The following is a 23,206-nucleotide window of genomic DNA, read 5'->3' as shown; positions in this document are numbered from 1 at the left end:
GGGAGATTACAGTAAAACGAGGGGCATCCAGATCAGACCGGTGATCACCAGCAGCACGAGGAAAATCAGGCCAAAAATAGCGCCGAGTCGCCAGTAATCCACCGTTGGCAAATAACCGCTGCCGTAGTAGATAGGGCTAGGACCGGTGGCGTACGGGGTCAGAATGCTGCCCAGGCCAATGGCGGCGCCGACCATCAGGCAGAAGACCGGTAGCGGGATTTCCGGCATTGCCAGCGCGGCGGCAATCATCATCGGCGCGAGGGCAGAGGTATACGCCGTGGCGCTGGCAAAGAAGTAGCGCAGCAGATAGAACACCACGATCAGCGCCACCATCACCATCATCGGCGAATAGCCGCTCAGTCCTCCCGCCAGCAGCTTGCCGAACCAGGTAATAAAACCGGTGTTATTGAGCCCGGTGGCGAGCGTTATCAGCGAGGCCAGCCAGAAAAAGACGTTCCATGCGGCTTTATTGCTGACGATGTCATCCCAGCTAATGATGCGTAGTACCAGCATCAACGCCACCACGCTGTATCCGACCATTGCGGCGTCAATGTAGTCGCCGCCGAAGATCCACAGCACTAGCGCGCCGACCATCAGTACCAGCATCTTTTTCTCGCGAGCGCAGAGCGGTCCCATCGCTTTTAGCTCTGTATCTGCCCAACGTGGAACCTGATCGCCGGATTTCAGTACCGGTGGATACAGCAGGTACGCCAGCCACGGCACGATCAGCACCAGTAAAATGCTCAGCGGCAGCATGCCTAAGAACCAGTCGCCCCAGCTCAGCGCCGTGTGGGACGCGCCTTTCATCAGGCCGATCAACAGCAGATTCGGTGCCATCGCCGTTAAGAAAATAGCGCTGGTAACGCAGTCAGCGACAATGCCCATCCACATGATGTACGAGCCAATGGAGCGTGAACTGGCGCTATTGGGCTGCGAGTTATACAGCGGCGGCAGGTTGCGGATAATCGGGTAGATTATTCCGGCTCCGCGCGCGGAGTTGGAAGGCGTGACGGGAGCGAGGATAAGTTCGGAGAACATCACCGCATAGCCGAGAAATAACGTCCGGTGCCCCATCTTTTTCACCAGCATCAGCGCGATTCGCCGACCAAGGCCGGTTTTCTCATAGCCGGTACCAAACATAAAGGCCGCGAAGATCAGCCAGATGACCGAGTTTGAGAATCCAGATACCGCCCACGACAGCGATTTGGCAGTAAATTTAAAACCGTCCTGCGCGAGTTGCTCCGGACTGAACAGCAGCCACGGTGAAAGGACGGCGATGATCGAAATGCCAATCATCGCTATCACCGCGCCCGGTACAGGTTCCAGAATAAGCCCGACAATCACACCGGTAAAGACGGCAAAATAGAGCCAGGTGTGACTCTCAAGACCGGTGGGGACGGGCAGAACAGCAATAATGGCGATGACCACCAGCGGAGCCAGGTATCGCCACCAACCAGCTAAAGGTGCCATTGTTGTATCCCTGCAAAGAGGGAGAGGCGTTACGCCCCTCCGGGAGGGTTATTTGATGTAGTGCACGTGCTCGCAGATTTCTTCGACGATAGGATCGCGACGTTCAGCGAACAGCTTTTTGTTTTCGGCAATCAGGTTATTACCGTGAGTATCGATGGAAACGATCAGCGGGCCGAACTCTTTTACCCGGCATACCCACAGAGATTCCGGCATGCCGAGTTCGGTCCAGTGTACCTCTTCAATTTCTTCAACCTGAGTAGCCGCCACGACCGCACAGCCAGCCGGGAAGATGACGTGCAGTGATTTAAACTGTTTGCAGCCTTCTTCCGTCAGCGGCCCCATGCCGCCTTTGCCGACCACCAGCTTGACGCCCGTCTGCTCGATAAAGTCTTTCTCAAACGCTTCCATACGCATGCTGGTAGTTGGGCCGACGGAGACCATCTCCCATTTTTCACCGTTTTTACGGACGATCGGGCCCGCATGGAAAATGGCTTTGCCGTTCAGGTCATAAGGAATCGGGCGCTTCAGTTCGATCAGGCGACGGTGGCAAACGTCGCGGCAGGTCACCAGCGTGCCGGTCAGGTAAATGACATCGCCAACGCGAATGTCTGCCAGATCTTCGGTTTTGATCGGGGTTGTGAGGATCTTTTTCATAACGCGCTCCGGGTGTGAGACAGGTTTTCGAAGGAGAGGTCGGCATGAACCAACAGCGTGCCGCGACGATGCGCCCAGCAGCCGGTAGAGACGGCAACGCCGATAGTCGACGGGTGGCGCGCGGCGGATTCGATATGTACGCCCATCACTGAGCTATTCCCGGTCAACCCTTGCGGCCCAATGCCCAGACGGTTAAGTCCTTCTTCCAGGCGCAGTTCCAGTTCTGCCGCTTTTGGGTTTGGATGGCGTGATCCGATTGGGCGCAGCACCGCTTTACGAGAAAGCACGGCAGCGGTTTCTACAGAGGTGGCAATACCCACGCCCACCAGCACCGGAGGACAGGCGTTAACTGCCAGCGTGGAGATATTTTCGAAGACAAATTTCACCACGCCTTCATAGCCTTCAGAAGGCATTAACACTTTCGAGCGCCCCGGCAGCGTACAGCCGCCGCCTGCCATGTAGACTTCGATTTCCGCGTCATCGTTATCAGGGATGATGTCCCAGGTGATCCACGGCACACCGGTACCGGTATTTTTTCCGGTATTCACTTCGTCAAAAATCTCAACCGCGTTATGGCGCAGCGGCGCTTTTACCGTGGCATCTTCAACAGCCTGTTTCAGAATGCTTTGCAGTTCGCCAAGTAGAGGAAAACGGGAACCGACCTTCACGAAGAACATAATTTCCCCGGTGTCCTGACAGGCAGGGCGGTTCAGGTCGATAGCTTTCTGCATGTTGTCAAACATGGTGTGGTAGATGATTTTACCCATCGGCGAGGTTTCGCCTTCACGCAGCTGTTTTAATTTATCCACAACATCGTCAGGCATGCGGGTAGAAATCATGGCGGTAAAGTCGGCGACAATGTTCGTCAGCGTAGTTATCGCATGTTGGTTATTTTGATTGCTCATCTTATTAACTCCAGTTCTTTTATTTGTCTGGAAATAAATTCTCCGCCACAAACTACCACTAAAAATGTGGTTTTATATTATTTGGCACTGTGAATATCTAATTAACAGTTCGTGAATGATGTCCAGATAAGGCAATAAAAATTGCGCCAGGGCAGGGTTTAATACGTATGGGAGAATTACACTGCGGTTAATCACATTACGGATTACCGATCATGCTGAATACGTATCCCCTGGCGAAAGACCTACAGGTGCTGGTTGAAATTGTTCATAGCGGCAGCTTTAGCGCCGCCGCTGCGACGCTGGGCCAGACGCCAGCGTTTGTGACGAAGCGCATTCAGATCCTCGAGTCCACGCTAGGGGCTACGTTGCTAAGCCGCTCGGCGCGCGGCGTGGCGCTAACGGAGAGTGGCCAACGTTGCTATGAACACGCGCAAGCGATCCTCGCAGGTTATCAACATTTGGTCGATGACGTTACGCAACTCAAAACGCGTCCGGCAGGGATGATTCGTATCGGCTGTAGCTTTGGTTTTGGGCGCAGTTATATTGCACCGGCAATTACAGAATTGATGCACAGCTATCCTGAATTACAGGTACATTTTGAACTTTACGATCGGCAAATTGATTTGGCGCAGGATAATATCGATTTGGATATTCGTATCAATGATGAAATTCCTGATTATTATATTGCGCATTTGTTAACGAAAAATAAAAGGATATTATGCGCAGCACCGCCGTATTTACAAAAATACGGTGAGCCGACGACGTTACAGGAATTAATTCGGCATGATTGTCTGGTCACCAAAGAACGGGATATGACTCACGGGGTGTGGGAACTGGATAACGGTCAGGAGAAAAAGTCGGTTAAGGTAGCGGGACATCTTTCTTCTAACAGCGGTGAGATTGTGCTGCAGTGGGCACTACAGGGAAAAGGGATCATGCTGCGTTCTGAATGGGACGTACAACCGTTTCTGGCCAGCGGTGAGCTGGTGCGTGTGCTGTCGGACTATGCGCAGAGCGCTAATATCTGGGCGGTTTATCAGGTGCCGCTGTATCGCAGCGTGAAGCTTCGCGTGTGCGTGGAGTTTCTGGCGACGTGGTGTCAGAACCGATTAGGCAAACCGGTGGAGGGGTATCACATCCCCGAGGCCGGATAAGACGCCGACGCGTCGCTATCCGACAATAAAATCACTCGGGGTCTTTTTCGCGTTTTTTCTTTAGCTTGGTCCAGATCTTCGGCTCCTGACGACGCCACAGACGCTGAATGTTGTCATGGTGACGAAGCAGAATTAAGCACGACAACATGGACACCGGGAAAGTGAACTGGGGATTGAACCACCAGACGTAAAAAGGGGCGATCAGCGCACTGACGATAGCGCCTAACGACGAATAGCCGCTTAACAGGACGGTTAGTAGCCAGGTTCCGGCCATCACGCCGGTTAAGTCCCAGCCAATCGGCGCAATTGCGCCAAAGGCGGTGGCAACGCCTTTTCCACCTTTAAAGCCGAAAAATACCGGCCAAATGTGTCCCAGACAGGCGGCGATTGCGATCAATCCCAGCCAGAAGGGGCTGACGCCTAGCGCATAGGCACCCCAGACGGGTAACATACCTTTCAGGACGTCGAAAATCAGTACCGCGACGGCGGCTCCCTTGCCACCGATGCGCAGCACGTTTGTCGCGCCCGGATTCCCAGAGCCGCTGTCGCGCGGGTCCGGCAATCCAGCAAGGCGGCATACCAGAATAGCACTGGAAATTGAGCCACAGAGGTACGCGAAGATAATCATTCCAGGCGCGATTGCACTCATAAGCTGTTCCGTTTTGAAAATGTCGTGTAAAACGCTACTTCTGTGGATAATACGCATATTTCGCCGGAAGTGGTATCCGGGTTAGCCAAAAAGCAGGCAGGTCGTGATGGATATTGTATTTATAGAGCAACTTTCTGTAATCACCACTATTGGTGTTTACGACTGGGAACAAACGATCGAACAACGGTTGGTGTTCGATATCGAAATGGCATGGGATAACCGCAAATCAGCTAAAAGCGATGATGTGGCTGATTGCCTGAGCTATGCTGATATTGCTCAAACGGTTGTTAATCATGTGGAAGGTGGGCGTTTTGCGCTGGTAGAACGTGTAGCGGAAGAGGTGGCGGATTTGCTACTTAACCGCTTTAATTCACCGTGGGTGCGGATCAAACTCAGCAAACCTGGCGCGGTAGCCCGTGCGGCAAACGTCGGGGTCGTCATTGAGCGTGGCAATAATCTGAAAGAAAATAATTAATTTAATAATTTCTAAATCAAACGGGTATAAAAGAGTCCTTTCGTCGGCTCTTTTTTGCCGTGTTTTCTCTATCTAGGGGTTTATTAATGAGTGATATGCACTCGCTGCTGGTGGCGGCAATTTTGGGTGTGGTCGAAGGATTGACGGAATTTTTACCCGTTTCCAGTACCGGCCATATGATTATTGTTGGCCACCTGTTGGGTTTTGAGGGTGATACCGCAAAAACATTCGAGGTGGTGATCCAGTTGGGGTCTATTCTGGCAGTAGTGGTGATGTTCTGGCGACGTTTGTTTGGCCTGATAGGCATTCACTTCGGCAAGGCCCCGCATGAAGGTACTGGCAAAGGTCGGCTGACGCTGGGGCATATCCTGTTGGGGATGATTCCGGCGGTTGTACTGGGACTGGTGTTCCACGACACTATCAAGTCGCTGTTTAACCCGATCAACGTGATGTATGCGCTGGTGGTGGGTGGTGTACTGCTGATTGCTGCAGAATGCCTGAAGCCGAAAGAGCCGCGCGCGCCGGGTCTGGATGATATGACCTATCGCCAGGCGTTTATGATTGGCTGTTTTCAGTGTCTGGCGCTGTGGCCGGGTTTTTCTCGCTCAGGGGCGACGATTTCTGGCGGTATGCTGATGGGCGTGAGCCGTTACGCGGCCTCTGAGTTTTCATTCCTGCTGGCGGTGCCGATGATGATGGGAGCGACGGCGCTGGATCTCTACAAGAGCTGGTCGTTCCTTAGCGCATCAGATTTACCGATGTTTGCAGTCGGTTTTGTGACGGCGTTTATCGTGGCGCTGGTCGCGATCAAAACCTTCCTGCAACTGATTAAGCGTATTTCGTTCATTCCGTTTGCGATTTACCGCTTTGTTGTGGCGGCTGCCGTCTATGTGGTTTTTTTCTGATCGCCACTAAATGCCGGATGGCGCTGCGCTTATCCGGCCTACGGGCGTAATATGTAGGCCGGATAAGGCATTTATGCCGCCATCCGGCAACGTCAGTTTAATGGGCAGGTTTAGGACACCGCTTCTCCTTCCAGTTGGCCACCGCCGCAATGCGACGCCGGGTCAGTTCTTCACGAATTGCCTGACCTTTGAATCCCGCTTCCACGACATCTTTCGTGGGAACCGCCTGTGCAACCAGCCAGGCTTCACGCAACAGCCTGCCTTGCGGGTAATCCGCCGCTTCAAAACCGGTTCGCCCACGCACGTCGGCCTCGCTGGTGAGGGCGATTTGCTCCACGCGCTGCGGTTTGCGCCATGCATCGATGGAATCAAACAGCTTAACGATGGTTTTCGGTTGCAGGATCGGGAAGGTATGAATGAGGTCGTGGAACTCGGCCACCAGTTTGGCTAAATCACGGATGTCATTCGGCACGCGCAGGCGCTGACACAGTTGCTCGACCAGCTTAACGCCCGCCGGACCGTGGCCATGATGGCGCGGCCATAGCGCTTTAGGCGTTAATGCTTTGCCAAGATCGTGGCACAGCGTGGCGAAACGCACGTCGACCTCCGGGCTTAACATGGCTGCCATCGACAGCGTCATCAGCGTGTGAATACCGGTATCAATTTCCGGGTGCCACTGCGCGGGCGCGGGAACGCCGAACAGAGCATCCACTTCAGGAAACAGAACGTGCAGTGCGCCGCAGTCGCGCAGGACCTGAAAAAATACCTGTGGGTTGCGGGTGGTTAAGGCGCCTTCCGTTTCTTTCCACACGCGCTCTGGCGTCAAGTGTTCCAGTTCGCCAGCGGCGTTCATATCGCGCATCAGCGTCATGGTTTCGTTGGCAATACGAAAGCCAAGGTGCGCATAGCGGGCAGCAAAGCGTGCTACGCGCAGCACGCGCAGTGGATCTTCGCTAAAAGCCGGGGAAACATGACGCAGCAGGCGGTTTTCCAGATCGTCGCGTCCGTTATACGGGTCGATAATCTCCCCGTTGTCATCGCGGGCCATTGCGTTGATGGTCAGGTCGCGCCGCTGAAGATCGGCCTCCAGCGTCACATCTGGCGCGGCGTAGCAGGTGAATCCGGTATATCCCGAACCTGATTTACGTTCAGTACGCGCCAACGCATGCTCTTCCCGGGTTTGCGGATGCAGAAACACGGGAAAATCGCGGCCTACTTGTTGGTAACCCGCGTCGAGCATTCCTTGCGGCGTGGCGCCGACAACGACCCAATCTTTATCTTTAATCGGTAGCCCTAATAACGCATCCCGAACAGCACCACCGACCAGATAAATCTTCACGCCACTTTCCTTTTGAAAAAAATATCCCTTAATCATATGTCAGTGTGGCGGAGAAGGCGATTCAGTTCATCCAGCGATCTTTGCGTTTACGGCTTGGGATCATGTGTGGCAGAACCAGACCGAGCAGCAGACCAAGACCCAGCACGCCGCCTCCATACATAAACCATTGCATGATGATAGTACGCTGCTTGTCATCAAGCTGAAGGTTGGCTGCGCTCACCTTCTTTTGCGCCACGATAAGTTCGTTCTTCAGCTTCTGGTTTTCTTGTTTCAGCCCGTCAATCACGCTGTCGCTCTGCGCTACCTTTTGCTGCATGTCGGCGGTACGCTGATTCCATGTGGTATCGATATTATTGAGCTTATCGGTCAAGATCTTAACCTGGTTTTCCAGGTCGGGAACGCGGGTACGCAGGCTCGGCGTACTGTTCAGCTCTTTCAGTGGGATCCAGGCGGTACGTCCGGTGCTGTCTTTCACCTGGGCGTAATTAGTATTGGCATCGGTCTGTAATAGCGTGACTTCCTCGCCGGCGTTAACCGTACCCACGAGGCGATAATTATCTCCCGGACCGCTGCGGACCCAGGTGTTCAGTTCGTCAGAGACATAGCGCTTTTCTTCGGCATGAGAGACTGCAGTGGCGCTAAGTGCGAGTAAAGTTAATCCAATCAGGCGTAATTTTGGCATCAGGCTGTCGTTATTGTCATAGAAAGTGGAACGATAGTAGTGGCATCAGTGTCTCTACGCAAAGCATTCGACATCAATCGGAATCATCTGTGTCCTTTTTGCCACCACTCGAAACTTTTACGCCCGTCAAATTGCTCGTTGCATGGCAATTTGGCGCAAAATACTATCTACTGACCATAAAGAACGAACTTAGTTCGCAGTCAGTTTTCTCAACTGTGACATAACCCATAAGTACAAGACCATGGCCCAGGAAATCGAATTAAAATTTATCGTTAATAGTGACGCTGTCGATGCGCTACGTGAACGTCTGAATACGCTGGGGGGAGAGCATCATGCGCCCAGCCAGTTGCTGAATATTTACTACGAAACGCCGGATGCGTGGTTGCGTGGTCACGATATGGGGCTGCGTATTCGCGGTGAAAACGGTCATTACGAAATGACCATGAAAATTGCCGGACGCGTGACGGGCGGCCTGCATCAGCGACCGGAATTTAACGTTGCGCTGGACGCGCCTGAGCTGGATCTCGCCTTGTTCCCAACGGAAGCCTGGCCTGATGGCAAACTGCCCGCTGAACTTGCTTCTCAAGTGCAGCCGTTGTTCAGCACCGATTTTTTCCGTGAGAAATGGTTGGTTGATGTTGATGGCAGCCGGATTGAAATGGCCCTCGATGTGGGGGAAGTGAAAGCGGGCGAGTTTGCAGAACCTATCTGTGAGCTTGAACTTGAACTGCTAAGCGGCGATACCCGTGCGGTACTGAAGCTGGCAAACCAGCTGGTTTCGCAAACCGGTTTACGCCAGGGCAGTTTGAGCAAAGCCGCGCGCGGTTATCATTTGGCCCTGGGGAATGCGCCGCGCGAACTCAAACCGACGCGGATTTTGAAGGTTCCGGCGAAGGCAAGCATTGAGCAGGGGTTGGAAGCGGCGCTGGAGCTGGCATTATCACAGTGGCAGTACCACGAAGAGCTGTGGGTACGCGGCGTTAAAGGGGCGAAAGCCGAGGTGCTGGCGGCAATGGGGCTGGTGCGTCACATTCTGATGTTGTTTGGCGGTAATGTGCCACGAAAAGCGAGCGCTCACTTACGTGATTTACTGACCCAATCGGAAGCGATCATTGCGTCGGACGTTTCTGCTATTTCGGCGGTTTACAGTACGCAAACGGCAATGGCCAAGCTGGCGCTGACCGAATGGCTGGTGACCAAAGGATGGCAGCCGTTCCTGGATGCGAAGGCGCAGGGCAAAATTGCCGACTCCTTTAAGCGCTTCTCTGATACCCATCTTTCACGCCATGCCGCTGAGCTGAAAACCGCTTTTGCGCAGCCGTTGGGCGATCAGTACGCCGATCAGCTTCCACGTTTGACGCGCAACATTGATAGCATGCTGATGCTGGCGGGATACTACGACGAAAATGTCGCATCAGAATGGATCGCAACTTGGCAGGGCTTACGTCGCGCCATTGCGGCCAACCAATATATTGAAATTGAACACTTCCGCAACGAGGCGATCGCGCTGGAACCGTTCTGGCTGCACAGCGGAAAACGATAATCAGGGCCGAGGCCGGGATGCCTGATGGCGCTGCGCTTATCAGGCCTACGCGATGTGTGTAACTGTCATGTAGGTCGGATAAGGCGAAAAGACGCATCCGGCACCATTCAAAGGATAACCCGTAAATGAAGCAGCTCTCTTCACCGTTACAGCAGTACTGGCCGACCATTGTTGAGCGGCTGCCAGCAGCAATATCTGAGTCCTCGCTTAGCGTTCAGGCGAAGTCAGTACTTACATTCAGTGATTTTGTCCGTGACAGCATTATTGCCCATCCCGAATGGCTGGCTGAGCTGGAAAGCACTCCACCCCTGGCGGATGAATGGCAACACTATGCCAACTGGTTACAGCAAGCATTGGCTGACGTTAGTGACGAAAACACACTGATGCGTGAGTTACGCCTGTTTCGTCGTCGCATTATGGTGCGTATCGCCTGGGCACAGACGCTGTCGCTGGTGACCGAAGAGAGTATTTTGCAGCAGCTAAGTCATCTGGCTGAAACGTTGATCGTTGCCGCGCGCGACTGGTTGTACGCAGCCTGCTGTCGCGAATGGGGAACGCCGTGTAATCCTAAAGGTGTGGCGCAGCCGCTGCTGATTTTAGGCATGGGGAAACTGGGCGGCGGCGAGCTGAATTTTTCCTCCGATATCGACCTGATTTTTGCCTGGCCGGAACACGGCAGCACACAGGGTGGGCGTCGCGAGCTGGATAACGCGCAGTTCTTTACCCGTATGGGCCAGCGGCTTATCAAAGTGCTGGATCAGCCCACAATGGATGGGTTTGTCTATCGGGTGGATATGCGTTTACGCCCGTTTGGCGACAGCGGCCCGCTGGTGCTGAGCTTCTCCGCGCTGGAGGATTATTACCAGGAACAAGGGCGCGACTGGGAACGCTATGCGATGGTTAAAGCCCGCATTATGGGCGATGCCGACGGTACATACGTCAGCGAGCTTCGTGCCATGCTGAGGCCTTTTGTCTTCCGTCGCTATATTGATTTCAGCGTGATCCAGTCGCTGCGTAACATGAAAGGGATGATTGCGCGTGAAGTACGCCGTCGTGGCCTGAAAGATAACATCAAGCTGGGGGCGGGCGGCATTCGTGAAATCGAATTTATCGTGCAGGTATTCCAGCTGATTCGCGGTGGGCGCGAGCCATCGCTGCAATCCCGCTCGCTGTTACCGACGCTTAGCGCCATCAATGCGCTGCACTTGCTTTCTGATACCGACGCGGAACAACTGCGCGCAGCCTATCTCTATTTACGCCGCCTGGAAAACCTGCTGCAAAGTATCAATGATGAGCAGACCCAGACGCTGCCGGGTGATGAACTGAATCGCGCGCGGCTGGCGTGGGGGATGAACGTTGATGACTGGCAGCAGTTAACCGATGTGCTGACCAATCATATGGACAATGTGCGCCGGGTCTTCAACGAGCTGATTGGCGATGACGAAGCTGAAACCCAGGAAGAGTCGCTCTCAGAACAGTGGCGCGAATTGTGGCAGGATGCCTTACAGGAAGATGACACCACGCCAGTGCTGACGCATCTGGCGGATGACGATCGGCGGCGCGTGCTGTCTCTGATTGCTGATTTCCGCAAAGAGCTGGATAAACGCACTATTGGCCCACGCGGACGACAGGTGCTGGATCATTTAATGCCGCATCTGCTGAGCGATGTCTGTACGCGTGACGACGCCTCAGTCCCGCTGTCACGCATTACACCGCTGCTGGTGGGTATTGTGACTCGCACGACCTATCTGGAACTGCTGAGCGAATTCCCCGGGGCGCTGAAGCATTTGATTTCGCTCTGTGCGGCCTCGCCGATGGTCGCCAGCCAGCTGGCGCGGTATCCGTTGTTGCTCGACGAACTGTTGGATCCGAATACCCTGTATCAACCTACCGCGACGGACGCCTACCGTGATGAGCTGCGCCAGTATTTGCTGCGCGTGCCAGAAGATGACGAAGAGCAGCAACTGGAGGCACTGCGCCAGTTTAAGCAAACGCAGCTACTGCGTATTGCCGCGGCTGATATCGCCGGTACGCTGCCGGTGATGAAGGTGAGCGACCATTTAACCTGGCTGGCGGAAGCGATTATTGATGCGGTAGTCCAGCAGGCGTGGACGCAGATGGTTGCTCGCTACGGGCAACCTACCCATCTTGGCGAACGTGAGGGGCGCGGTTTTGCCGTCGTCGGCTATGGCAAACTGGGCGGCTGGGAACTGGGCTACAGTTCGGATCTTGATTTGATCTTCCTGCATGATTGTCCGATGGACGTGATGACGGACGGTGAGCGTGAGATTGATGGGCGACAGTTCTATCTGCGTCTGTCGCAGCGCATTATGCACCTTTTCAGCACCCGCACTTCGTCCGGTATTTTGTACGAAGTGGATGCGCGGCTGCGTCCATCCGGCGCGGCGGGAATGCTGGTGACATCAACCGACGCTTTCGACGATTACCAGCGCAACGAAGCCTGGACATGGGAGCATCAGGCGCTGGTGCGTGCTCGTGTGGTATATGGCGACCCGCAGTTGACCTCTCAGTTTGATGCGATTCGTCGCGATATCATGACCCTCGTCCGTGATGGGAAAACCTTGCAGACCGACGTGCGTGAAATGCGTGAGAAAATGCGCGCCCATTTGGGCAATAAGCATCGGGATCGTTTTGATATTAAAGCGGATGAGGGTGGCATTACCGATATTGAGTTTATTACGCAGTATCTGGTGTTGCGCTATGCGCATGAAAAACCGAAGCTGACGCGCTGGTCGGATAACGTGCGCATTCTGGAATTGCTGGCGCAAAACGACATTATGGACGAGCAGGAAGCGCTGGCGCTTACCCGTGCTTATACGACGTTGCGTGATGAACTTCACCATCTTGCGTTGCAGGAACTTCCGGGCCATGTGGCGCTGGAGCACTTTGACGCTGAACGTACGCTGGTGCGTGACAGCTGGCAGAAGTGGCTGGTTGCCGAGTGAAGTGTGCTATTATCGCGCGCAAATTTTAAGACCCTCAGAGAATCTCTCAGGAGACAGGAATGAAAGTAACGCTGCCAGAGTTTGAACGTGCAGGAGTCATGGTTGTCGGTGATGTGATGCTGGATCGCTACTGGTACGGCCCTACCAGCCGTATTTCACCTGAAGCGCCGGTTCCGGTGGTGAAGGTCGATACCATCGAAGAACGTCCCGGTGGCGCAGCAAACGTGGCGATGAACATTGCCTCTCTGGGCGCAAATTCCCGTCTGGTGGGTTTGACCGGTATCGACGACGCGGCGCGTGCGCTGAGCAAAACGTTGGCGGATGTGAACGTAAAATGCGACTTCGTTTCCGTGCCGACGCATCCGACAATCACCAAACTGCGCGTGCTTTCCCGCAACCAGCAGTTGATTCGTCTGGATTTTGAAGAAGGTTTTGAAGGCGTGGATCCGCAGCCGCTGCACGAGCGTATTAATCAGGCGCTGGGTTCTATTGGCGCTCTGGTGCTTTCCGACTACGCCAAAGGCGCGCTGGCAAGCGTGCAGCAGATGATTGCGTTGGCGCGTAAGGCTGGCGTGCCGGTACTTATCGATCCGAAAGGGACCGATTTTGAACGTTACCGAGGCGCAACGCTGCTAACGCCCAACCTGTCTGAGTTTGAAGCGGTAGTGGGTAAATGCAAAAGCGAAGATGAACTGGTTGAGCGCGGCATGAAATTGATTGCTGATTTCGACCTTTCCGCACTGCTGATTACCCGTTCAGAACAGGGGATGACGTTGCTGCAACCGGGCAAATCGCCACTGCATATGCCGACGCAGGCGCAGGAAGTGTATGACGTGACCGGTGCGGGCGATACGGTAATTGGCGTGCTGGCGGCGACGCTGGCGGCGGGTAACACACTGGAAGAGGCGTGCTATTTTGCCAACGCTGCAGCCGGTGTTGTGGTTGGTAAACTGGGAACCTCCACCGTTTCTCCGATTGAACTGGAAAACGCGGTGCGTGGTCGGGCTGATACTGGTTTTGGCGTGATGAGCGAATCTGAGCTGAAACAGGCCGTTGCCAGCGCCCGCAAGCGCGGTGAGAAAGTGGTGATGACTAACGGCGTGTTTGACATCCTGCATGCGGGCCACGTTTCCTATCTGGCAAATGCGCGCAAGCTGGGCGATCGCCTGATCGTGGCGGTAAACAGCGATGCGTCGACCAAACGTCTGAAAGGCGAAACGCGTCCGGTCAACCCGCTGGAACAGCGCATGATCGTGCTGGGCGCGCTGGAATCCGTCGACTGGGTGGTCTCTTTTGAAGAAGATACACCGCAGCGTCTGATCGCCGGCATCCTGCCGGATCTGCTGGTCAAAGGCGGTGACTATAAGCCAGAAGATATTGCGGGCAGCAAAGAGGTATGGGCGAACGGCGGTGAAGTGCTGGTGCTGAACTTCGAAGATGGCTGCTCAACGACCAATATCATCAAGAAGATCCAGAAAGACAGCGATAAATAACAATTGGAATGTTTGTCGGATGGCGGTGCCCGGCCTACGAGGTTGTAGGCCGGATAAAACGCGTAAGCGTTGCCATCCGGCATTTCTGTTTCTTATTCTTCAGTCGTTTTCTCAACAGGCTGTGGACTGTTTTTCAGCGGATCGGCCAGTGCCGACAGCGAACCGCCGGACAAACCAATTTCATTTAACAGCGAGTCAATCAGCGGCGCTTGTGTACGATAGGCAAGGGCGGCGGATAATGCCTGCTCAGCCAGATTCCCTCCGGTTACGTTACCTGCGGTCACTTCACCGACGGCGCCGCCACGATTCAGACCATCAACCTGGATAATCTTGATCCCATCGATAGACTTCATTGGCTCAACGGATTTCTCAATGACTGCTGGCAGGGACTGCAGCAGGGCCAGCTTAAATTTCAGACTGGTCTGTTCGTCGGAAAGCACGTTGATGGCATCGTTCAGCGCACGCTGGGCTTCGGCTTCCGCCAGACCTTTTTTCCGCGTGGCTTCGGCCAGTTCAACAATTGCTGCCGCCTGCAATTCTGCAGCTTCTTTTTCCGCTTTTGCCCGGACGGTCAGTTCAACCGCCTGGGTTTCTGCATCCTGCGCAGCGGCAATCAACGCCACCTGTTTGGCACGATCCGCTTCTGCGGTCTGGCGGGTGGTTTCTACGTTCTGCTGGGCGCGAACCGCTTCGGCTAGCGCATCGTTAGCGCGTGCTTCAGCCTGAGACTGCTGTTCAGACTTGGCGGCAATAGCGATGGACTTGGTCTGGTTGGCGATCTCCGTTACCTGCTGTTGTTCGATTTCTTTAATGCGAACTTCACGCTCGGCCTCGACTTTTCTGGAACGCACCGCCTGTTCGCGCTCGATTTCTGTTTCCTGAATCTGCCGTTCGGCAAGAATGCGCGTCTGCTCAGCTTCACGATGACGTTCGGCTTCGAAGGCGGCAATTTTGGCGTTTTGCTCGGCCGTGCGGGTCTTCACCTGCTGCTCCTGCTCGAGAGTCATGAAGGCTTCCTGCTGTTCGATTTCCAGCTTGCGTGCCAGCGCATCACGGTTTTTCTCACGAACGGCAACTTCTACGTCCTGCTCGACTTCGTTACGTTCGCGACGACGGCGTTCTGTTTCCTGGGTCAGCTTGGTCAGACCCTCGGCATCAAAGGCGTTATTCGGGTTGAAATGGACTTTTTCGGTCTGGTTAAAGTTGGTGAGTGAAACGCTCTCCAGTTCCAGGCCGTTTTTGGACAGGTCTTCCGCGACGGTATTTTGTACGCCCTGAACGAAGTTTTCACGCGTATCCTGCAGTTCATGCATGGTCATCTGCGACGCAGTGGCACGTAGGGCATCAACAAACTTATCTTCTATTAGCACACGTAAATCCTCTGGTGACAGCGTCCGCTGTCCCAGCGTCTGTGCGGCGGTAGCAATCCCTTCAACAGACGGTTTTACACGCACGAAAAAGGCGACGACGACATCCACGCGCATACGGTCTTTGGTGATGAGACTGTCGACAGTTGAACGGCTCACCTCAAGTTTGAGGGTGTTCATGTTGATAGGAATAATTTCGTGGAAGATAGGCATGACAATTGCGCCGCCGCTCATCACCACTTTTTGTCCACCAAGGCCGGTACGCACAAACGCCTGTTCAGCAGATGCGCGGCGATACAGGCGGGCAAAAATAATCCCGATAATTACTAAGACGACCACCGCCACAATGGCGGTAAACATCCATGAAGGTAACATGCCAAAAACATCATCCATCTATAAGATCCCTCTGTATAAAATTATAAAACAGTCGGCCAGGGGTTTAGCTCGGCCAGGTAACGCGTTGCGGAGAGTCGGCAGATAATCAGCACCTTGTCTCCTTTTTTGAATTCTTTGCCCGCTTCAGGCTCCAGCAGCACATAGTGAGTCTGCCCGAACTTATCGGTAAATTTGCCTTCGCAGGGGGTTCCGGCACTTGCGGAATGTCCGGTAATAATCGCCATGCTGCCGATAAATTCATCTTCAGCGAGGGCGGTGGTTTCATCCCGCGGCAGCCAGGGAGCAATGATTTTTCCGCTGTAATGCACGGCGAAGACGGCAAGAATAAAACTCACCGGAGCAAGCAGCAGGTTGCTGAGCGGTGCTTGCCACAGCGTGACCCAGCCATGCTGAAGGAGGATACCGAAGAGTCCAAAGAAGCCAGCGAGTAAACACAGCACGATCAGTGCCGGGATCCGCCCGATATTGAGATAGTGAAGCGCCTGGCCGATATTGCCGGAAGTCAGGGCATCGTAATGTTCGAGGTGAGCATCAAGCGCACCTGAAAGAAAATGGCCAAAAATAAGAGAGATGATTTCCAGTAGGCCAATCAACAGTACAAATGAAATAGCAAACAGGTAGGGGCTGTTGTAATCCGTGAATAATACCAAGTTGTTTCCTCCTGTTACTGCGTTCCCTGTCCGTGTCAAAAGTAATGGTTTTACCTCTTACTTTTACATGAAGTTACAATAACATGCGTTACCCTGGTCTTTAATCCGAAAAGGGGCTCATCCCCCTCTTAGATTTCGTAGGAAACTGTGAAGCAGGCGGTTTTTTTGCGCACAATATGTACAGAATAACTTCGTATCCAGGGAAATACTGAAATTAGAAAAAGCATATGGCCTTAGCAGATATTCAATAACTGGAGGGTATGCTCATGAACAGCAATATGTATTCAATGAACAATTTCGATTTCCTGGCCCGTAGTTTTGCCAGAATGCAGGCTGAGGGCCATCCCGTTGATATCCAGGCGATAACCGGGAACATGGATGAAGAACATCGAAGCTGGTTTTGCAAACGCTATGCGCTGTACTGCCAGCAGGCGACGGAAGCCAGGAAGCTAGAACTGGAACACTAACAGAAAAACGGGCCTTGCGGCCCGTTGTCGTTTTACTCTTGCGGATCGACTGACGGGATCGCGGGGGCAGGTTTAACTTCTGCCGTTTTTTCACGCGATTCCAGCTCAGTCAGACGTTGCTCAAGCAGCGCCAGCTTTTCACGTGTGCGCAATAAAACCTGAGTCTGTACATCGAATTCTTCACGGCTTACCAGATCCAGACGGGTCAGCTGTGACTGCAGCGTTTGACGAATTTTCTTCTCGACGTCTTCGCCAAACTCGCGGATCCCTTTCGGCATCGACTCGTGAACCTGACGAGCAATCTGCTCAATTTTTTTCGGGTCAATCATTGTGGTTTCCCTGAACTGGTACGTGTTGCTGCCTATTGTAGTGCGAACTGGCACAGGCATAAACCAGAATTGTGTGAAGCTAAGACGAGTAAAGGCGTTGATGAAGGTAATCAATAGCGTTATAGTTAACCCGCTTATTCTCAGGGCGGGGCGAAATTCCCCACCGGCGGTAAATCAACTGATGTTGAAAGCCCGCGAGCGCTTTTTGTTACGGCAAAAAGGTCAGCAGATCCGGTGTAATTCCGGGGCCGACGGTTAGAGTCCGGATGGGAGAGAGTAACGATCCAGTCGGGCATGGACCCGCTCACGTTATTTTTTTGCCGCTTAGACGGTACTCCTAAGACTGCCCTGATTCTGGTAACCATAATTTTAGTGAGGTTTTTTTACCATGAATCAGACGCTACTTTCCTCTTTTGGTACGGCTTTCGAACGTGTTGAACATGCGCTGTCTGCGCTGCGTGAAGGACGCGGTGTGATGGTGCTTGACGATGAAGATCGCGAAAACGAAGGTGATATGATTTTCCCGGCAGAAACCATGACCGTAGAACAGATGGCGCTGACCATCCGTCACGGTAGCGGTATTGTTTGCCTGTGCATCACTGAAGACCGACGAAAACAGCTCGATCTGCCAATGATGGTGGAAAATAATACCAGCGCTTACGGCACCGGTTTTACCGTGACCATTGAAGCAGCAGAGGGCGTGACCACCGGTGTTTCCGCTGCGGACCGTGTGACTACGGTGCGTGCGGCAATTAAGGATGGCGCCAAACCTTCCGATCTTAACCGTCCGGGGCACGTTTTCCCGCTGCGTGCTCAGGCTGGCGGCGTGTTGACCCGCGGTGGTCATACTGAAGCGACCATCGACCTGATGACGCTGGCAGGGTTTAAACCGGCAGGCGTGCTGTGCGAACTGACCAACGACGATGGCACCATGGCGCGTGCGCCAGAGTGCATCGAATTTGCCGGCAAGCATAATATGGCGGTGGTGACTATCGAAGACCTGGTGGCTTACCGTCAGGCGCACGAGCGCAAAGCCAGCTAATAGACTATTACCACGTTAGTTGTGGTAAGCATAAAAAACCGAAGCCATCTTCCAGGCTTCGGTTTTTTTATTTTTGCTCAAATTATTTGGCCCTGGCCAGTTTCAATGCCCATGCGCCGCTCATTATCACCAACAGCAATAAACATAAGCCAAAGGCTAGCAGGCATGCCTGCGCCATGTTCATAAATTGCCACGGTGGAAGCAGATACCAGCCTTCAGACTGTTGGTATAGATCGATAAACCACTTTTGCGTACTGCTGAGTGCCACGCCATCAGGCACTATGGGGGCATCATAGCCGCAATCTCCAGTGGGTTTAAACCACTCCGGAGCCCAGTTTGCCAGCGGCAAATTGAAAGGGAATGTCGGATCAGTGGAACACCCCTGGACGCCAAACAGCGAATCCGGGCTATGTACCGCATGATGAATATCATTGAGTTTGAGCGAGAACTTAATGCCCATGATGCTGCCGTAAAATGCCGCAATGCAGCCAATAAGCTTCAGAACAACATTTTTAGGGTTTATTGCCGCGATCAATCCACCGAAAACCATCACAAACATGGCAAAGCGAATGTAGACACACTGCTCGCAGGGGGCCATATAGAGATAGATTTGGAAAAACGAGTGGGCCAATATTATTAACCCGCCCATCGCGCAGGCCATCAGTAGCCACAGAAAGCGCCGTTCCTGCCATCTCACCAGCGTATCAACCGGCGTGGTACGTAAGTCCCGCCACAATCCTTTTATGAAAACCATAGCCTCGTCCCTGTTTATTTTGTCGCCAGCTCTCTGACAAGCTCAGCCATGGAGTCAATGGATTTGATACTCTTGGTGTAGATCAGGTATTTACCGTTAACGACGTAAGCCGGAACCCCCTGAATTTTGGCGACGTCGTATGCCGCTTTCCATTTCTCCAGCGTTTGCTGAACGGTGGGATCTTGCAGCGCGGCGTCAAAATCTGCCTGGCTCATGCCTGCAGCATCCAGGCCTGTTTTAATGAATGCGGCCGGATCTTTACCATCTGACCAGCGCTCTTTCTTGTCGTGGTAAGCAGCGTAATAAGCGAATTTCGCTTTTTTGAACTGTGATTTGGCATCAAATAATGAAATCCCTGCTGCCTGATCTTTAGCAATCATTACTGCAAAAACTTCACTGGCCTGTTTACCATATTCCCCTTTGGTTTCCAGATGAAATGGTGTGAAGGTGACGAGATCGGCAACTTTTTCAGAAACCGGGCCAGTCACGGCTTTATCATATTTGTAACAGAACGGACAGGCGTAGCTGAATACTTTTATTAACGTCTTATCAGCATTAGGAATCGGTTTCTCTAAAACCATATAATCAGTGCCTTCTGTAAAAGCGGAGGCGGCAAACGACGAGGCAAGTGCGGCGGTTAATATCACGCTTTTAAATAATGAAGTAATCCATTTAGATGACATAATTAATCCTTAATCTAACGCGATTATTTAAACATGTGTTGTGGGCGGACCAGTAATGCACGGTAGTGCGTTTGGTTCGGCTTATCTGAAAGAATATCAATCTCAACTTTGACTTCTTTGGTCTTATAATCAATTTCGTTGATCTTGCCGATGGTTGGTTGTCCAACGTCAAATAAATTAATTGAGCCACCAAAGCCAAACATGGTGTCACGGTCTTTCTGATATTCGATAACCGAGGTGATGGGACTATAGAAATCGTAGCCGCGTTCTTTTCCGTATTCCCAAATTTGCTGAACGGTTCCTTTTTTCTCGTCAACTTTATATTCGACGAAACGGGAATATTTCATCGTCGGCAATGCCGGTTGTTCGAGCCCACGACCATCGCCGTTGTCAAAGATGGTTAATGTCCCTTTGCTCGAGAGCCATGCGGTGTGTTGGGTGTAGGTAAAATCGAAATCAGTATTCTCGCACTTACCGTTTTCGTCACATTTTAGCGCGTTGCCCTTATCATCAACCGGTTTTAACAGCTTGCTTGCCAGCGCCTTATTCCAGCCTTTCGACGGTGCCAGAATCCACTTCACCTGTTTATCGCGACCGATTTTGACAACACCCTGATGGCGGGAAGAGATAATAATGGAGTCATCTTTGGCATCATAGGCAATGGAGTTAACGTGCGCCCAGTTACGACCAGCCCCCACTCCGAGGGCGTCACCGTAAGGAGTATCTGGCTCCAGTTTCGCCTGTTGACCGGCATGAGCGAGGTCAACGTTGACGCATACCGCGCCTGCGTCCAGTGCACCCAAAAGCGCATCACGCATCGGATCGAGTATCTTTGTCAGATCCCACACATCAACCACACGACCGGACTTGTCTACTTCAATTATCTGATCGCGGATGGTTTGCACATGGATGCCATCTTCTTTGCGATAATCGCGTTTGCCCACGCGAAGCAACACGGTGTCGTTGATTGTTTCGATCGATTCATGCGACGCGTCGAGGAAGCCGCGCGGTAGCTTATGATCGGCCAGAATCTGCCCCATCATATCGAATTCGTACCAATGCTGACCCTGAACGGCTGTGAAGGTGCCGCGCGGCGTTTCCCGGATACCCATCAAGTAACCGCGCTTATTGATATCCATGTCATGGCCATCGTAAAAGGCATCTTGATCCAGCCACCAACGATATTCACCTTCCGTATCGACGACAAAGGTAAAGGGTGCGATATCAAAAGGTAATGCGCCACCGGCTGGACCTGCATCCAGGATGCCGGCATTTTTGTCTTTTTCCCCATGCCAGTGGAATTCTGCCCCCTGTGGGGTGAAAGTATGGGTATTCACCAGATAGAGACGGTCTTCAAAGCCAGGCGCTACCTTAATAACTTTCGTTTGCTGTAAATCGGAAATAGAACGGTTATCCATGTAGTGATTAACGATGGCGGACGTTTGCACCACATAATCATCCTTCATGGCTTTGCCATTTTCTTTATATTCAACGGTGACCTTATTGGCAAACTTTTGATAAAGGCCAAAAATAGGTATGCCATCGTAGGTAGCGAGTGACTCTTTGCCCACGGCATATGTCACAGGAATCCCTTTTTCACCTTTACCATGAACGGTGACTTTGACATCTGAAATAACGTGACTATCTAATTCAACCAGTGCGGTAAGCGGGGCGTTTCCGTATGGGTCAACCACTATTGCCCCCAGTTTTCCCGCAGGTTGAGCGGGTTGAAAACCTGCGGCAAACGAATTTCCAGCGGTTAATCCAAACGTCAGTGCGAGTGTGCCAGCGAGAAGTGTTTTTCGGTATTGTCTAAACATGGATATATCTCCTTATATTAACTTTAAATATAATTTCACTGAATATATTATGTTTTTACGATATGGCTAAAAATGAAAATGGTACTACTGATGTCACTTTTATTGTGGGTATATAAATATTGATGAAGTGTATTATTCTACAAAATCTAATTTTTATTGTTTTCTGGATAGTATGAGTGAGGTATTTTAAGGACAATGTTTATTATTGCTTAGTGTGATCTCGTCGACAGAGTTTTATTTTTTTATAACTGTTTTAGCTATTGGCATAGCTGCTGGTTTATATGATCGAAATCATATATTTGTTTCTGAAATATGCCACTATAGGGGTATGTCAGAATAAGTTTATGTAAAATTTTAACGTTAAATGTTTAATGATGTTAAATGTTAAGGGTAAAAGAATGTTTATTGCCTGGTATTGGATCGTATTAATTGCACTCGTTGCATTGGGTTATTATTGCCATATGAAGCGTTATTGTCGGGCATTCCGACAAGACAGAGACGCATTGCTTGAGGCGCGAAACAAACTCTTCCGACGTTCTGGTGAAGATAACAGCGTGATTAAGGAACAGGAATAGTCCTTCACGTTCTGCTATGGATGAGCGGATGCTGTAAAATAGCAGGGTGGCATCCGCCCTCTGGATTATCCGATTCCCATGGACTGGAGGATGACGAGACTTAACCCCATCACCGACATTCCGCACAGGACCCCATAGCTGGGATTATTATTTGGGTCGATCTCTTTTGCCAGTGGCATCAATTCATCGACTGACAGCGCCACCATAATACCCGCGACTGCCGCCATTATTGCCGCCATCACCACAGGCGAGATGAGACTCCCCAGAATTAACCACGCCAGTACGCCGCCCAGTATTTCTGCCATGCCCGAGATCCCGGCCCAGAATATCGCCGTACGTTTGGAGCCCGTTGCTGCATAGACCGGACCTGCAACGGCTAATCCTTCTGGAATATTGTGTAATGCGACGGCAAGCGCAATACCAAAGCCCAGCTCGAGGTTGCTGCTGGCGGTAACAAACGTCGCAATCCCTTCCGGAAAATTGTGCAGGCTGATGCCGAGCGTTAATAAAATCGCGGTGCGTTTAATGGATCCGGGTAGAGGCTGCGTTGTTTTTTGTACCAGATCCTGAGGGTGCGCGTGCGGCAATAGACGGTCCAGGCCAAAGTAGCCCAGCAAGCCGACGATAAACATTCCGTAGCCTAGCACTGGCGACATGCCTTCAGCGGCCAGCGCAGCAGGTAGCATTTCCATTAGAGAGATCAGTAGCATAATCCCGGCAGCGAAGCCTAAAGAAAAGGCGAGAACGCGGTTGGAAGGCTTTTGCCCTAACACGCCGAGAAATGCGCCGATAAACGTGGCGGCACCTGCCAGTAAAGTCAGAAGTAAAGGTACTGACATCGACAAATAAAACTCCTTATCAATCTGCTTTCCGGACTGGATCGTCAAA

The 23,206-nt window shown here is 52.4% G+C and carries 21 protein-coding genes and 1 riboswitch; of the genes, 8 read left to right on the top strand and 13 right to left on the bottom strand.

Annotated elements, in window-relative coordinates:
- Window positions 1–6 precede the first annotated feature (6 nt).
- Genes G4551_RS20205 through ttdA form a run of 3 tightly spaced genes read right to left on the bottom strand, consistent with a single transcriptional unit; the run spans window position 7 to window position 3,029 of the window.
- Window positions 7–1,470 carry an anion permease gene (locus G4551_RS20205; RefSeq protein WP_003838109.1) on the bottom strand — a complete coding sequence of 488 codons (1,464 nt, stop codon included), beginning with the start codon at window positions 1,468–1,470 and terminating at the stop codon, window positions 7–9.
- A 48-nt stretch (window positions 1,471–1,518) separates the two neighbouring features.
- Window positions 1,519–2,124 carry a L(+)-tartrate dehydratase subunit beta gene (gene ttdB / locus G4551_RS20200; RefSeq protein ID WP_003838111.1) on the bottom strand — a complete coding sequence of 202 codons (606 nt, stop codon included), beginning with the start codon at window positions 2,122–2,124 and terminating at the stop codon, window positions 1,519–1,521.
- Entirely contained in the window at window positions 2,121–3,029 is a 909-nt protein-coding gene (gene ttdA, locus G4551_RS20195; RefSeq protein WP_003838113.1) for a L(+)-tartrate dehydratase subunit alpha, read from the bottom strand. Before ttdA ends, ttdB begins: the two co-directional genes overlap by 4 nt.
- 212 nt (window positions 3,030–3,241) lie before the next feature.
- On the opposite strand from ttdA, the gene ttdR reads away from it, so the two are divergent.
- Window positions 3,242–4,183 (top strand): L-tartrate utilization transcriptional activator TtdR, encoded by a 942-nt coding sequence (ttdR, locus tag G4551_RS20190; RefSeq protein WP_003838115.1) that lies wholly within the window; start codon window positions 3,242–3,244, stop codon window positions 4,181–4,183.
- A 31-nt stretch (window positions 4,184–4,214) separates the two neighbouring features.
- Here ttdR and plsY read toward each other — a convergent pair whose 3' ends face one another.
- Window positions 4,215–4,832 (bottom strand): glycerol-3-phosphate 1-O-acyltransferase PlsY, encoded by a 618-nt coding sequence (plsY, locus tag G4551_RS20185; protein ID WP_003024662.1) that lies wholly within the window; start codon window positions 4,830–4,832, stop codon window positions 4,215–4,217.
- Between the two features lie 106 nt (window positions 4,833–4,938).
- Here plsY and folB point away from each other — a divergent pair, with 106 nt between their 5' ends.
- Window positions 4,939–5,307, top strand: a complete 369-nt coding sequence (gene folB, locus G4551_RS20180; protein ID WP_003838117.1) for a bifunctional dihydroneopterin aldolase/7,8-dihydroneopterin epimerase — start codon at window positions 4,939–4,941, stop codon at window positions 5,305–5,307.
- An 86-nt stretch (window positions 5,308–5,393) separates the two neighbouring features.
- The gene (bacA, locus tag G4551_RS20175) at window positions 5,394–6,212 is read left to right on the top strand and encodes an undecaprenyl-diphosphate phosphatase (RefSeq protein WP_003838118.1); all 819 of its coding nucleotides are present in this window, start codon (window positions 5,394–5,396) and stop codon (window positions 6,210–6,212) included.
- A 97-nt stretch (window positions 6,213–6,309) separates the two neighbouring features.
- On the opposite strand, the gene G4551_RS20170 is transcribed toward bacA, so the two are convergent.
- On the bottom strand, window positions 6,310–7,551 hold the full coding sequence (locus G4551_RS20170) for a multifunctional CCA addition/repair protein (RefSeq protein ID WP_003838120.1): 1,242 nt from the start codon (window positions 7,549–7,551) through the stop codon (window positions 6,310–6,312).
- Between the two features lie 61 nt (window positions 7,552–7,612).
- Window positions 7,613–8,233: a TIGR04211 family SH3 domain-containing protein gene (locus tag G4551_RS20165; RefSeq protein WP_003024650.1), complete on the bottom strand. Its 621-nt coding sequence runs from the start codon at window positions 8,231–8,233 to the stop codon at window positions 7,613–7,615.
- Window positions 8,234–8,474: 241 nt separating this feature from the next.
- Here G4551_RS20165 and G4551_RS20160 point away from each other — a divergent pair, with 241 nt between their 5' ends.
- The 3 genes from G4551_RS20160 to hldE all read left to right on the top strand — a co-directional run bounded on the left by G4551_RS20160 (window position 8,475) and on the right by hldE (window position 14,235).
- Complete coding sequence (locus G4551_RS20160) at window positions 8,475–9,776, top strand: CYTH domain-containing protein (protein WP_003838121.1); 1,302 nt, start codon at window positions 8,475–8,477, stop codon at window positions 9,774–9,776.
- A gap of 125 nt (window positions 9,777–9,901) precedes the next feature.
- Window positions 9,902–12,742: a bifunctional [glutamate--ammonia ligase]-adenylyl-L-tyrosine phosphorylase/[glutamate--ammonia-ligase] adenylyltransferase gene (gene glnE / locus G4551_RS20155; RefSeq protein ID WP_003838123.1), complete on the top strand. Its 2,841-nt coding sequence runs from the start codon at window positions 9,902–9,904 to the stop codon at window positions 12,740–12,742.
- Between the two features lie 59 nt (window positions 12,743–12,801).
- Window positions 12,802–14,235 (top strand): bifunctional D-glycero-beta-D-manno-heptose-7-phosphate kinase/D-glycero-beta-D-manno-heptose 1-phosphate adenylyltransferase HldE, encoded by a 1,434-nt coding sequence (gene hldE, locus G4551_RS20150; RefSeq protein ID WP_003838125.1) that lies wholly within the window; start codon window positions 12,802–12,804, stop codon window positions 14,233–14,235.
- 92 nt (window positions 14,236–14,327) lie between these two features.
- Here the strand turns inward: hldE and G4551_RS20145 are convergent, their stop codons facing one another.
- Both G4551_RS20145 and G4551_RS20140 read right to left on the bottom strand, forming a co-directional pair.
- Window positions 14,328–15,995 (bottom strand): flotillin family protein, encoded by a 1,668-nt coding sequence (locus G4551_RS20145; protein ID WP_003838127.1) that lies wholly within the window; start codon window positions 15,993–15,995, stop codon window positions 14,328–14,330.
- Between the two features lie 23 nt (window positions 15,996–16,018).
- On the bottom strand, window positions 16,019–16,648 hold the full coding sequence (locus G4551_RS20140; RefSeq protein ID WP_003024624.1) for an OB-fold-containig protein: 630 nt from the start codon (window positions 16,646–16,648) through the stop codon (window positions 16,019–16,021).
- Between the two features lie 260 nt (window positions 16,649–16,908).
- Here G4551_RS20140 and glgS point away from each other — a divergent pair, with 260 nt between their 5' ends.
- Window positions 16,909–17,115: a cell surface composition regulator GlgS gene (gene glgS / locus G4551_RS20135; RefSeq protein ID WP_019077704.1), complete on the top strand. Its 207-nt coding sequence runs from the start codon at window positions 16,909–16,911 to the stop codon at window positions 17,113–17,115.
- A gap of 32 nt (window positions 17,116–17,147) precedes the next feature.
- On the opposite strand, the gene ubiK is transcribed toward glgS, so the two are convergent.
- Window positions 17,148–17,444 (bottom strand): ubiquinone biosynthesis accessory factor UbiK, encoded by a 297-nt coding sequence (gene ubiK, locus G4551_RS20130; protein WP_003024618.1) that lies wholly within the window; start codon window positions 17,442–17,444, stop codon window positions 17,148–17,150.
- 132 nt (window positions 17,445–17,576) lie between these two features.
- Window positions 17,577–17,726: riboswitch (FMN riboswitch) on the top strand.
- A 106-nt stretch (window positions 17,727–17,832) separates the two neighbouring features.
- Here ubiK and ribB point away from each other — a divergent pair.
- Window positions 17,833–18,486 carry a 3,4-dihydroxy-2-butanone-4-phosphate synthase gene (gene ribB, locus G4551_RS20125; RefSeq protein WP_003838130.1) on the top strand — a complete coding sequence of 218 codons (654 nt, stop codon included), beginning with the start codon at window positions 17,833–17,835 and terminating at the stop codon, window positions 18,484–18,486.
- Window positions 18,487–18,568: 82 nt separating this feature from the next.
- On the opposite strand, the gene dsbI is transcribed toward ribB, so the two are convergent.
- The 4 genes from dsbI to zupT all read right to left on the bottom strand — a co-directional run bounded on the left by dsbI (window position 18,569) and on the right by zupT (window position 23,157).
- Window positions 18,569–19,240 carry a protein-disulfide oxidoreductase DsbI gene (gene dsbI / locus G4551_RS20120; RefSeq protein ID WP_003838131.1) on the bottom strand — a complete coding sequence of 224 codons (672 nt, stop codon included), beginning with the start codon at window positions 19,238–19,240 and terminating at the stop codon, window positions 18,569–18,571.
- Window positions 19,241–19,254: 14 nt separating this feature from the next.
- A complete protein-coding gene (locus G4551_RS20115; RefSeq protein ID WP_003838133.1) occupies window positions 19,255–19,923 on the bottom strand; it encodes a thiol:disulfide interchange protein DsbA/DsbL in 669 nt (222 codons plus the stop codon).
- A 23-nt stretch (window positions 19,924–19,946) separates the two neighbouring features.
- A complete protein-coding gene (locus tag G4551_RS20110) occupies window positions 19,947–21,743 on the bottom strand; it encodes an aryl-sulfate sulfotransferase (RefSeq protein ID WP_003838134.1) in 1,797 nt (598 codons plus the stop codon).
- A gap of 640 nt (window positions 21,744–22,383) precedes the next feature.
- Entirely contained in the window at window positions 22,384–23,157 is a 774-nt protein-coding gene (gene zupT, locus G4551_RS20105; protein ID WP_003024600.1) for a zinc transporter ZupT, read from the bottom strand.
- Window positions 23,158–23,206: the final 49 nt, after the last annotated feature.

The sequence above is a fragment of the Citrobacter freundii ATCC 8090 = MTCC 1658 = NBRC 12681 genome (assembly GCF_011064845.1).
Taxonomy (GTDB): domain Bacteria; phylum Pseudomonadota; class Gammaproteobacteria; order Enterobacterales; family Enterobacteriaceae; genus Citrobacter; species Citrobacter freundii.
Note: the sequence above shows the minus strand (reverse complement) of the source record. Positions and strands in the feature narration are given on the sequence as shown.

What these genes read in the sequence shown, in the direction of transcription:
- G4551_RS20205 (WP_003838109.1), bottom strand. Translation starts at nt 1,470, where the DNA reads ATGGCACCTTTAGCTGGTTGGTGGCGATACCTGGCTCCGCTGGTGGTC.
- ttdB (WP_003838111.1), bottom strand. Translation starts at nt 2,124, where the DNA reads ATGAAAAAGATCCTCACAACCCCGATCAAAACCGAAGATCTGGCAGAC.
- ttdA (WP_003838113.1), bottom strand. Translation starts at nt 3,029, where the DNA reads ATGAGCAATCAAAATAACCAACATGCGATAACTACGCTGACGAACATT.
- ttdR (WP_003838115.1), top strand. Translation starts at nt 3,242, where the DNA reads ATGCTGAATACGTATCCCCTGGCGAAAGACCTACAGGTGCTGGTTGAA.
- plsY (WP_003024662.1), bottom strand. Translation starts at nt 4,832, where the DNA reads ATGAGTGCAATCGCGCCTGGAATGATTATCTTCGCGTACCTCTGTGGC.
- folB (WP_003838117.1), top strand. Translation starts at nt 4,939, where the DNA reads ATGGATATTGTATTTATAGAGCAACTTTCTGTAATCACCACTATTGGT.
- bacA (WP_003838118.1), top strand. Translation starts at nt 5,394, where the DNA reads ATGAGTGATATGCACTCGCTGCTGGTGGCGGCAATTTTGGGTGTGGTC.
- G4551_RS20165 (WP_003024650.1), bottom strand. Translation starts at nt 8,233, where the DNA reads ATGCCAAAATTACGCCTGATTGGATTAACTTTACTCGCACTTAGCGCC.
- G4551_RS20160 (WP_003838121.1), top strand. Translation starts at nt 8,475, where the DNA reads ATGGCCCAGGAAATCGAATTAAAATTTATCGTTAATAGTGACGCTGTC.
- glnE (WP_003838123.1), top strand. Translation starts at nt 9,902, where the DNA reads ATGAAGCAGCTCTCTTCACCGTTACAGCAGTACTGGCCGACCATTGTT.
- hldE (WP_003838125.1), top strand. Translation starts at nt 12,802, where the DNA reads ATGAAAGTAACGCTGCCAGAGTTTGAACGTGCAGGAGTCATGGTTGTC.
- G4551_RS20145 (WP_003838127.1), bottom strand. Translation starts at nt 15,995, where the DNA reads ATGGATGATGTTTTTGGCATGTTACCTTCATGGATGTTTACCGCCATT.
- glgS (WP_019077704.1), top strand. Translation starts at nt 16,909, where the DNA reads ATGCTCATGAACAGCAATATGTATTCAATGAACAATTTCGATTTCCTG.
- ubiK (WP_003024618.1), bottom strand. Translation starts at nt 17,444, where the DNA reads ATGATTGACCCGAAAAAAATTGAGCAGATTGCTCGTCAGGTTCACGAG.
- ribB (WP_003838130.1), top strand. Translation starts at nt 17,833, where the DNA reads ATGAATCAGACGCTACTTTCCTCTTTTGGTACGGCTTTCGAACGTGTT.
- dsbI (WP_003838131.1), bottom strand. Translation starts at nt 19,240, where the DNA reads ATGGTTTTCATAAAAGGATTGTGGCGGGACTTACGTACCACGCCGGTT.
- G4551_RS20115 (WP_003838133.1), bottom strand. Translation starts at nt 19,923, where the DNA reads ATGTCATCTAAATGGATTACTTCATTATTTAAAAGCGTGATATTAACC.
- G4551_RS20110 (WP_003838134.1), bottom strand. Translation starts at nt 21,743, where the DNA reads ATGTTTAGACAATACCGAAAAACACTTCTCGCTGGCACACTCGCACTG.
- zupT (WP_003024600.1), bottom strand. Translation starts at nt 23,157, where the DNA reads ATGTCAGTACCTTTACTTCTGACTTTACTGGCAGGTGCCGCCACGTTT.